This window comes from Colwellia hornerae (assembly GCF_007954355.1).
Classification (GTDB): domain Bacteria; phylum Pseudomonadota; class Gammaproteobacteria; order Enterobacterales; family Alteromonadaceae; genus Colwellia_A; species Colwellia_A hornerae.
Window position 1 is genome coordinate 1 of sequence record NZ_VOLR01000045.1, and the last position, 10,006, is coordinate 10,006.

Annotated in this window: 8 protein-coding genes; 6 read left to right on the forward strand and 2 right to left on the reverse strand. The window is 37.1% G+C overall.

Going from position 1 to position 10,006, the window contains the following annotated elements:
* Nucleotides 1-514 precede the first annotated feature (514 nt).
* Entirely contained in the window at nt 515-2,917 is a 2,403-nt protein-coding gene (locus ESZ26_RS18410) for a putative bifunctional diguanylate cyclase/phosphodiesterase (protein WP_146801201.1), read from the forward strand.
* A 318-nt stretch (nt 2,918-3,235) separates the two neighbouring features.
* On the opposite strand, the gene ESZ26_RS18415 is transcribed toward ESZ26_RS18410, so the two are convergent.
* Nucleotides 3,236-5,305 carry an MFS transporter gene (locus tag ESZ26_RS18415; RefSeq protein WP_146801203.1) on the reverse strand — a complete coding sequence of 690 codons (2,070 nt, stop codon included), beginning with the start codon at nt 5,303-5,305 and terminating at the stop codon, nt 3,236-3,238.
* A 485-nt stretch (nt 5,306-5,790) separates the two neighbouring features.
* On the opposite strand from ESZ26_RS18415, the gene ribA reads away from it, so the two are divergent.
* Nucleotides 5,791-6,387, forward strand: a complete 597-nt coding sequence (gene ribA / locus ESZ26_RS18420) for a GTP cyclohydrolase II RibA (RefSeq protein WP_146801205.1) — start codon at nt 5,791-5,793, stop codon at nt 6,385-6,387.
* A 375-nt stretch (nt 6,388-6,762) separates the two neighbouring features.
* Nucleotides 6,763-7,140 carry an RNA-binding S4 domain-containing protein gene (locus tag ESZ26_RS18425; RefSeq protein ID WP_146801207.1) on the forward strand — a complete coding sequence of 126 codons (378 nt, stop codon included), beginning with the start codon at nt 6,763-6,765 and terminating at the stop codon, nt 7,138-7,140.
* A gap of 215 nt (nt 7,141-7,355) precedes the next feature.
* On the opposite strand, the gene ESZ26_RS18430 is transcribed toward ESZ26_RS18425, so the two are convergent.
* Nucleotides 7,356-8,162 (reverse strand): integron integrase, encoded by an 807-nt coding sequence (locus ESZ26_RS18430; RefSeq protein WP_146801209.1) that lies wholly within the window; start codon nt 8,160-8,162, stop codon nt 7,356-7,358.
* Nucleotides 8,163-8,357: 195 nt separating this feature from the next.
* Here ESZ26_RS18430 and ESZ26_RS18435 point away from each other — a divergent pair, with 195 nt between their 5' ends.
* The 3 genes from ESZ26_RS18435 to ESZ26_RS18445 all read left to right on the forward strand — a co-directional run bounded on the left by ESZ26_RS18435 (nt 8,358) and on the right by ESZ26_RS18445 (nt 9,803).
* Complete coding sequence (locus ESZ26_RS18435) at nt 8,358-8,639, forward strand: type II toxin-antitoxin system Phd/YefM family antitoxin (protein ID WP_146801410.1); 282 nt, start codon at nt 8,358-8,360, stop codon at nt 8,637-8,639.
* A complete protein-coding gene (locus tag ESZ26_RS18440; RefSeq protein ID WP_146881072.1) occupies nt 8,636-8,929 on the forward strand; it encodes a type II toxin-antitoxin system RelE/ParE family toxin in 294 nt (97 codons plus the stop codon). Before ESZ26_RS18435 ends, ESZ26_RS18440 begins: the two co-directional genes overlap by 4 nt.
* A 133-nt stretch (nt 8,930-9,062) precedes the next feature.
* Nucleotides 9,063-9,803 carry an SDR family oxidoreductase gene (locus ESZ26_RS18445; RefSeq protein WP_146801390.1) on the forward strand — a complete coding sequence of 247 codons (741 nt, stop codon included), beginning with the start codon at nt 9,063-9,065 and terminating at the stop codon, nt 9,801-9,803.
* The last annotated feature ends 203 nt before the right edge of the window (nt 9,804-10,006 follow it).

Consider the following 10,006-nt stretch of genomic DNA (forward strand, 5'->3'; position numbering starts at 1 on the left):
CGGACTTAATACCTTTGGCTGCTTGCTTAGCAAATACTTCTAGTTCTTTCTTATTCATAGTCTGCCTATCCTAAACCCTATATGGGTATTAATGATAGGCAGTTACACAGATTTTGTTACAGGGTCCAGCTGTGTCACTTAATGACTTAAAACTGCCGGTTATTTACATTAACTATTGCCACGATATTACTCTTTTTTAACCATCTATTGACCTTTAGGTTTACCATCAATTTCAGAAATACATAGTCGTCTTTATAGTAAAGTAGATGCTGCTACTTGTTTTTATTATGGCTGTGTTCCAACAAACCTATTATTCGCTACTTTATGGCTTTATTTCGAAAATATACTTCTAATAGAAAAAATATTAGATTGTGCTAGACTGCAGAATGAAGAAACGTTTAATGCATCGTTCAGTTTATTGATTAATAAAGCGGATTGAATCCTCGAAATCAACACTTACTTCAACTTTTAAGTAACACACGAAACATCTTGAAGCGATAACAGGGAGCAATAAATGTTCGGTTTGAAAACCAATAATGATAAGCGAGCTGATGAGTTAATCATTGCTAATAAAGAACTTACCTTTCAAGTGAAAGAGAGAGATAAGCGGGCAGATGAACTAATCATTGCCAATAAAGAAAAAGATAAGCGAGCCGATGAGTTAATCATCGCCAATAAAGAGAAAGATAAGCGCGCTGACGAGTTAATCATCGCCAATAAAGAGAAAGATAAGCGCGCTGACGAGTTAATCATCGCCAATAAAGAAAAAGATAAACGCGCAGATGAGTTAGTCATTGCCAATAAAGAAAAAGATAAACGCGCAGATGAGTTAGTCATTGCCAATAAAGAACTTACCTTTCAAGTCAAAGAGAAAGATAAGCGCGCTGACGAGTTAGTTATTGCTAATAAAGAAAAAGATAAACGAGCCGACGAGTTAGTTATTGCTAATAAAGAAAAAGATAAGCGAGCAGATGAACTCGTTATTGCTAACAAAGAAAAAGATAAGCGAGCAGATGAACTCGTTATTGCTAACAAAGAACTTGCCTTTCAAAATAAAGAAAAAGATAAGCGCGCTGACGAGTTAGTTATTGCTAACAAAGAGAAAGATAAGCGAGCAGATGAACTTGTTATTGCTAACAAAGAACTTGCCTTTCAAAATAAAGAAAAAGATAAGCGGGCTGAAGAACTCGTTATTGCTAACAAAGAGAAAGATAAACAAACTGAAGATCTCGTTATCGCTGCCAGTGTATTCACCCATGCTCGTGAAGGCATTTCGATCACTGATACTACGGGTACTATAGTTGATGTAAATGATATGTTTACTACTATAACAGGCTATAGCAAAGAAGAAGCGATTGGACAGAATTCGCGTATTCTTGAATCCACAATACAATCTCCCGAGTTCTACGTTAATATGTGGCAAGCTATTCTCAAAGATGGTTTTTGGTCTGGTGAAGTATGGAACTGCCGTAAAAATGGTGAAGTTTATCCAGAAATGCTCAATATTAGTTCGGTCAAGGATGTTGATGGTCAAATAATCTACTACGTTGCATTATTTACCGACATTACTCCAATGAAAGAGCATCAAAACCAATTAGAGCATATTGCGCATTACGATTTACTGACTAACTTACCCAATCGGGTGTTGCTTGCCGACAGACTATCTCAAGCAATGTTACAGTGTAGCCGTAACGAACAATCTCTTGCTGTTGTATTTCTAGACTTAGACGGCTTTAAAGCGGTTAATGACGCTCACGGGCATGATATGGGAGACGAATTACTCATTGCTCTTTCACTTAGAATGAAAGCAGCGTTACGTGAAGGTGATACTTTAGCGCGTATTGGTGGTGATGAATTTATCGCCGTATTAGCGGATTTAAGCAAAGTTGAAGATTGTGAGCCGGTATTAGAAAGGTTGTTATTGGCAGCGTCCGAGTCAGTCAAAGTAGGTGATGTTATAGTTAACATATCAACCAGTATTGGCGTGACACTTTACCCGCAAGATGCTGTGAACGCCGACCAGCTTATCCGTCATGCTGATCAAGCTATGTATGTGGCTAAAGAGTCGGGTAAGAATCGCTATCATTTATTTGATACAGCTCAAGATGAGGCGATCAAAGTGCAAAGAGAAAGCCTTGAGGCTATCCGCAGCGCCTTAGATGAACAGCAATTTGTACTTTATTATCAGCCCAAGGTTAATATGAAAACAGGGAGTGTGATGGGGGTTGAGGCGCTTATTCGCTGGCAACATCCTAAACGAGGCCTATTAAATCCCATCGACTTCTTACCCGTTATTGAAAATAACCCCATGAGCATAGAAATGGGCGAATGGGTTATTGATAACGCACTAACTCAAATAAGCCAATGGCAAACAAAGGGCCTTAACCTTCCGGTAAGTATTAGCGTAAATATTGCAGCGGTTCAATTACAACAGCCTGACTTTACTCAGCGGCTAACAACATTGCTGGCAGCACACCCCGATGTTGAACCACGTTATTTAGAACTAGAAGTGTTGGAAACAAGTGCCTTAGATGATGTACAGCACGTATCTACAACCATGATTAACTGCATTGCGTTGGGCGTAAGCTTTGCTTTAGATGATTTTGGCACCGGCTATTCGTCTTTGACTTACTTAAGACGACTACCAGCAAAATTAATTAAGATAGATCAGAGTTTTGTTCGAGATATGTTGAGTGATACTGATGATTTCGCCATTGTTGAAGGGGTTATCGCCTTGGCTAAATCATTCAAGCGTGAGGTTATTGCTGAAGGTGTTGAAACCATTGAGCATGGCAAGGCGCTATTGCAATTGGGCTGCCATTTGGCACAAGGTTATGGTATTGCTAAACCCATGCCAGCGTGTGACGTTCCAACGTGGGTCAATGATTGGAAACCTGATGCAAGTTGGCAGGTATAGAGCCGAGCCTGTAACAGATTTTGTTACAGGCTCTCACTTTCTAGTTATATGACTACACAATACCATCAGAATTTACCTTTACGAATGACCATAATGTGCTGATATTCTGTTAAGCGCATTAAACGTAATATTAGCCATTTTCGATGATAAATTACCTTTATTAATATCACAACACTATAACCTATAGCTTTTACTTGTCAGTTGAAGGTCGCTAATCGAATGTTTATTTACCATTGATTGGTTATTTTACAGTGACTTAATTTTTTAAACAAAAAATCTATGCTTATAGCGTTATTATCATTGTGGTTTTGTAAAGTCCTACAAGGGTTTTTTATCAATCGAAGTGGTTAACTTACTGTCTTCAATATCGTCTGATTCTTGCAGTATTTCTAGCATATCTGATGCAACTTCTGGAAATGAATCTACAAAGGTACTAGCAATTTCTACCGCGTGTTCAGGGATACTTTCAACAATATGATTAACATAGTTATTGGCGGCATTTTCAATGTTTTCTAAAGTCTCTGCTGAACCCGTTTGTTCACTGTCGATTAAGTTCTGCACATAGGCCTCAGCAACATCACTTGATGATTCAGGCAGTGATTCTGATACTGTGAAGGCAAGCTCTGCTGATTGTTCAGGAGCAACATCTGTTAAACGGTTATAAAGCTCAGTTGCGGTATTTTCTGAAACAGCAGCCATTCTATCTATCGGTCGCATTGCATCTAAAGAATCTGATAGGTTTGTCATGTATTCTTTGGTCATTTCTAGTAGTTCACTTGGATAGTCTTCCGCCATGTTTTCTGCGGCGAGTTCCATAACATTAATACCGTCATCAGGCATTGTATTCGCAATCGCAACAACAATATTGGTGAATTGGTCAGGATACTCAGATGTTATCCAATCAACCAGTTGATCTGCTTTCTCAGGAGAAGCATTTGTTAATGCTTGAGCAATATGAATACTCATTTGTGGTGCTGCCGAGGTTATTGCCGCATAGAGTTTACTAATGTCTATCGCGTCTATGGTACTTAATGCTGCGGCTAGATTTGAAGCATTTTTGGGATCTCGAAGGACTAGCGCTTTAACCATGTTAACAGCCGCTGACGGGTTTTTACTCGCGAGGCTAATGGCTACTTCTACTTCTGGCGTCGTTTCAAATTGTGCCTCTGCATATTGTGTCCGAGGATCTAGTTCTGATACTACACCGCTGGGTGTTTGCATAACAAAGCTTTCTTGTTCATCAAGCGGTAACGCTTTTCTGAGTTTCATTCGAATACTAATAAACAGTAACAGTGTTATTGCAACGACATTCATAAAACTAAACAAGGCACTGCTACCGAAAGTATCCATTGCCATAGAGGCTAGGTAGGGGCCTAAAATACTGCCCAATGCATAGATCAATAATAACGAACTCATCGCAGATAAAATTTGTTCTTTTAATACTTTATCAAAAGTCTCAGACATACTCATTGGGTAAAGACAGGCAACTAATCCCGTTATTAGTGCTACCGCCAGTAAGGTGAGTTTGAACATATCAGAGGAAATAAGAAAAGGTACTAATAAACATAATACAATGAGTGTTGCGACCATACAGAGCATAACTTTTCGACGGTCAAAGTGATCTGATAAATAAGCTATAGGAAATTGTAAAATGATCGCGCCAGAAATAGCTGTGCCCATAAATATCGATAAATCTAAACCGGCAATACCGTTGTTACTGGCAAAAATAGGCAACATATTAATTAAAGCCGCATACAGGACCCCACAGTAAAAGCAACTAACCACACCTAAAGGAGATAACTTGAAAACGGTCATTAAAGACATTGATTGACTGTCTTCAATTTGTGGTCCTTGTTGCTTACTAATCACGATAGGTGTAATGGACAAACTAAATAAAATGCCGCAAATAACAAATAAAGTAATGTCATCGATAGGAGCTACATTTAATAAGAACTGACCAGAAAATAGTGCCGTCATTATCATCATCTGATTAATTGATAGTATTCGCCCTCTATTTTTCTCTGTGGCGCTGTGGCTTAACCAACTATCAAGTGTGGCATTGGTACAAACAATACAAAAGCCAGTGATTATTCTCATACACGCAAGCATTAATGGCTCTGGATACAGGCCCGAAAGTAAAATAGCAACGGAGGTTAAGCTACCACACATTGCGAATATTCTTATGTGTCCGACTCGCTGTAATAACATACGGCTATAATATGCACCCAACAAAAAACCGACAGACAACATCGATAACACTAAACCGATATTATTCATGCTCATCCCGTCGCTCTGCATGCGTACAGGTAATAAAATATTACTGAGTCCGTAGCCTAACATTAACAAGAAGCCACTTATTAATACTAAAATAAAGGGTCTGAGGGTCATTATCACAAGGAATTCTCTTATCTATTTAGCGGAACGTTTTAACGGTTTAAATGAACGACATACACGTCAACATAAAATAACGAGTCGTCCAAATAGAAATTATTGATGTTACTTGAAAGTAACTTACAGGTGCCCAGTATATCAAGCGCATATTAGGGTTTACAACGGAATAAGAAAAACATATAACTAAATTTTGTCTGTTTGCTCAAAATTCACTCGTTACTTTTAAAATACCTTTATCATCACAATATTTAACAGCAGTAATGTCTTCTGCATTTCGCTATAGTGAATCTATCAAGGTTAACTTTTTAGCTATATTAATAGGTTATTGTTAATATAAGCAGCAATGCTAGGCAGATTGGATTAATTCAGCCAAAAAGTTGATTAACACTTGAAACCAAGATAAATATCTCAATATGAGTGTAACAAGTGGTAATATTTAAGGGGCTAATAACAGCGCCTTTGCTAATTTAATAAAGAAGCCCATGAATGAAATACGTGCAAGAATTAATCTAAAAGTTGGATTACACAGTGATATCGAGGCCGAGATCGCGACCTTTACAATGTTTGATGAAAACCATGAGCACATAGCATTAATTTTTCAACAGGCCGATAAAAATCAGCAAGCACCACTAGTTCGCATGCACTCAGAATGTTTAACGGGCGATGTATTTCATTCTTCACGTTGTGATTGCGGTGAGCAGTTAGATGAAACCATCAATTTGATGAAAGAGCAGGGTGGCATTATCCTTTATCTTCGCCAAGAAGGTCGGGGCATTGGTTTATACAATAAATTAGATGCCTATGTATTACAAAGCCAAGGCATGGATACCTATCAAGCTAATAAGCACTTAGGTTTTGCAGAAGACGCCCGTAGTTTTGAAGATGCAGTGACTATGTTGCAAGCCTTAGCTGTTACCGATTTACGTTTGATCACTAATAACCCTAAAAAAATTAATGCCTTAAAAGATTATTTTAATATTATCGAACAAGTGAACACGAGTTTGCATTTAAAAGATGATAACAATAATTATTTACGCACCAAAAAACATCACGGTAAGCATGACTTAAAAATTGATTAAAGAGTTAATCGCTAATTCCAAACCTATAAAAGTCCGACTGTAGTTATGTATCAGTTGGATTTTTCCTTTAAAGCATCGTATTAAATGCTTACCTAGCAGAGCAATTAACTTACTTTTCAGTACCACTTTTAGTTAACCCCTTTATTGACTAAGTAACCTAATAGCATTCATTATTAATAAGGGGGAGTTTTTAGATGTATAACCTGATAGAAAATTGAAGGGGTATAGCGAAACTATTATCTATATCAGCATCACGCATTTACTCGCTATGCTAGCTTAGCATTACCCAATGCCCTCAATATAATTCTTATTCAATAGCGGTTATATATGTTAGAATTCGACAATATTATTATTTAAAATTATTAGGCGTATTTCATGTCTGAACACACTATTATCGACATTTGTGTTGAACCTATAGAACTTTGTAAATTACTCAAAATTGCCAATATGGTTGGCGGTGGCGGCGAAGCTAAAACCATGATCAGTGAAGGTAATGTTTTAGTAAATAATGAAGTTTCAGTGCAAAAGCGTAAAAAAATTCGCCGTGGCGATATTATCGAATATAACGGTAAAATTATTGAGGTCGCTTATAACCCGACTAAAAAATCAGCAGAGTTTATCAGTTCTGTCGTTTCAGTAACTCAGAATTTAAAAAAGAAAAAAAGAGCTAGAAGTAAAGCGCCGGTTATTGCATCTCAACCGGTTACAAAACCATCGAGCGAACGCTCAAAAAGAAAACCTACAGCACTTTAATTCTTCGTTAAATTTCCTCCAAATTGAAAATAAATCACAATTTTTTCATTGGGGGAAATTCAATCTCCTGTAATTTCAATAAATGCCATGAAACACTTGTCGGTTTTGTCTAGCTTCGACTAATGAAACATCAAGGTAAGTGCTCAAGACTAATGAATACGTTTTTGGTAAAAGGTTTACAATAACCGAGTATCCAATATTTAGTGCGATTAGGCTTACTCTTTATTAAAGTTATCAAAAGTTATTAAGACACCCATGATAAATTCTTTCGCGGCATTAGGGTATTTGCGATTAAGAGCATTTGGTATCCAGACACCTTTATAATCAATATTTTCCATATCCAGAGTATGATATTTTTGAGCTCCTTGAATTTGGAGGTATAGTTCGGGTATAAGCTCAGTGGCGAGCGTAACTCTACGATGTTTATTCCCTTTACCGTTCCAAACTGCAATACAGTGATAATCGAAGTCTATATCTTGTACTCTTAAACGAATAGCTTCCATTAGCCTTAAACCACTACCATATAAAAGGCTTACTAATAAATGATGTTGTGCCGGTATTTTTGATAGAAGTTTCATGACTTCTGTAGGTGTAAGCACATCAGGCAATTTTCTAGGTCGGCGACTTAAGTTAAAGTTTAGCTTTAAACTTAATTCGTTTTTTAAAATTTCTTTATATAAAAAAGCTAATGCATTGAGAGCAAGTGACTGGGTAGCTGTTGAAACGTTTTGTTGATTAACTAAATAACTGAGAAATTTCTCAACTTCAATATCTCCCATCAGTGCAGGGTGCTTTTTATTTGAGTAATTTATAAAATACTTTATCCAATGAATATAGGTTTCTATGGTTCTTTTTGCGTATCTTAAGTTACGCATATGCTCTTCGATACTCATTAAAAAAGGGGATTTAGCGTCCATAATATATAATCCATGCACTGTTATTATATACAGCTTAGTTGGTGTTCCGTTCTTTTTCCAATATACCGAAAGATTCGGTGTTGCCTCTTTTGAAACATTTAACAATAATAAAATGTTAATGTTGTTATTATGTTGTAAAGTGTGGTGATTATAAATTCAAATAAACAAAGAATGCTAAGTGTCAACTATTGCTTAGTTTTTCGGTCTAATAAGCTGTTATAACTCAAAGTCAAAGTCTTGCGCTAGATTCTAATTTTTACTATACTTAGTACCATATAAAGTACAACTAAAGGTATTGTTATGAGTAGACTTCACTTTGATCAAGATATTCAGCCCTTATCAGATTTTAGGGCTGGAGCGGCTTCATTTATACGTCAAATTAATGAAACAAGAAGACCCATTGTTATCACCCAAAGAGGAAAAGGTGTGGCTGTGGTTATGGATGTCTCTGAATATGAAGCTATGCAAGAAAAGATTGAACTACTTGAAGAAGTACAAAAGGCAGAAGCTCAACTTTCTGCTGGCTTAGGTATATCTAATTCTGATGCTCGCACTCAAATTTTAAAGAGTATAAAAAATTGAAAGTAGTTTGGTCACCTTTAGCATTAGATAAATTAGAGGCAACAGCCAAGTTTATCGCACTTGATAAGCCATCTGCTGCTGATAAATGGGTGAATGATGTATTTGATCATGCCGATTTACTTGGATCTCAACCTGAAATGGGTCGTCCGGTTCCGGAGTTAATAGGTTCAAGTTACCGAGAAATTATATTTGGTAGCTATCGTATTATCTATAAAATTGAAAACGAGATTAGAATTCTAACATTACGAAATAGTCGTCAGTTGTTGAGTTCAGGCGATATTGAGTTATAACAAGCGCTTCAAACGGAAAAAATACAGCTGGCTGTTTTCACTCCGTTCAAAATTTTAGCCAGCTATATTTTTCCGCTTAAGCGGGCGTTAGGCGCGATCAAATCCTATTCACATATTAAAAATAAGGTAATTCATGAAATCACTAAACAATAAAGTTGCTATCGTTACAGGGTCGTCGCGAGGAATAGGTGCTCAGATAGCAATAACACTAGCAGAGGCTGGAGCAAGCGTAGTTATCAATTACTCGAGCACTCAAAAATCAGCAGATAAAGTTGTCTCTGAGATTAAAGCTAATGGTGGCAGTGCCATTGCTATAAAGGCAGACATAAGTAGCCCTGAAGAAGTTAAGCTAATGTTTGATTCGGCGATTAGTCAATTCGGTAAAATAAATATTCTTATTAATAATGCAGGTTCGATTTTGTATAAAACAATTCAAGATACAACGGATGATGATTTTGATAAGATATTTTCTGTTAATGTGAAAGGTACATTTAATACACTTCGTGAGGCCGCTTCACGGCTTGAGAATGATGGGCGTATTATTAATTTTTCCAGCTCTACGACCCGCCTAATGCTACCAACATATGGAGCATATTGTGCAACAAAGGGGGCTGTAGAACAACTCACAAGAGTTTTTTCAAAAGAGGTTGGTGCGCGAAATATCACGGTCAACTCCATTTCACCAGGCCCAATCAACACTGAACTTTTTACTACGGGAAAAAGCGAAGAGGTTATAAATAGACTTGCGAGCATGTCTGCATTTGACCGTATTGGTGAACCAGTAGATATTGCTCGTATAGTGTCATTCCTTGTTAGTGAGGAAGCATCATGGGTAACAGGTCAGAATATTGGTGCAAACGGAGGGTTCGCCTAACAAGTTGCTTAAACGGAAAATTAACAGTTGGCCATCGCTCCGCGATTATAGCCAACCATTAATTTCCGCTTAGCAAGGCGTTGAGGCTGTAGAATTTCTCCAAAAAGTAACATTTCCTGTTTTTATTATTATTTTCAAATAGTGTGTTTTTTATACTTGTTTGCACTCACTGGCTATGATCTAATAGATATTATTCATCGACC

Bases quoted from the DNA above. Each gene is read 5' to 3' on its own strand.
- ESZ26_RS18445 (WP_146801390.1), top strand. From the start codon at position 9,063: ATGAAATCACTAAACAATAAAGTTGCTATCGTTACAGGGTCGTCGCGA.
- ESZ26_RS18410 (WP_146801201.1), top strand. From the start codon at position 515: ATGTTCGGTTTGAAAACCAATAATGATAAGCGAGCTGATGAGTTAATC.
- ESZ26_RS18425 (WP_146801207.1), top strand. From the start codon at position 6,763: ATGTCTGAACACACTATTATCGACATTTGTGTTGAACCTATAGAACTT.
- ESZ26_RS18415 (WP_146801203.1), bottom strand. From the start codon at position 5,305: ATGACCCTCAGACCCTTTATTTTAGTATTAATAAGTGGCTTCTTGTTA.
- ESZ26_RS18435 (WP_146801410.1), top strand. From the start codon at position 8,358: ATGAGTAGACTTCACTTTGATCAAGATATTCAGCCCTTATCAGATTTT.
- ribA (WP_146801205.1), top strand. From the start codon at position 5,791: ATGAATGAAATACGTGCAAGAATTAATCTAAAAGTTGGATTACACAGT.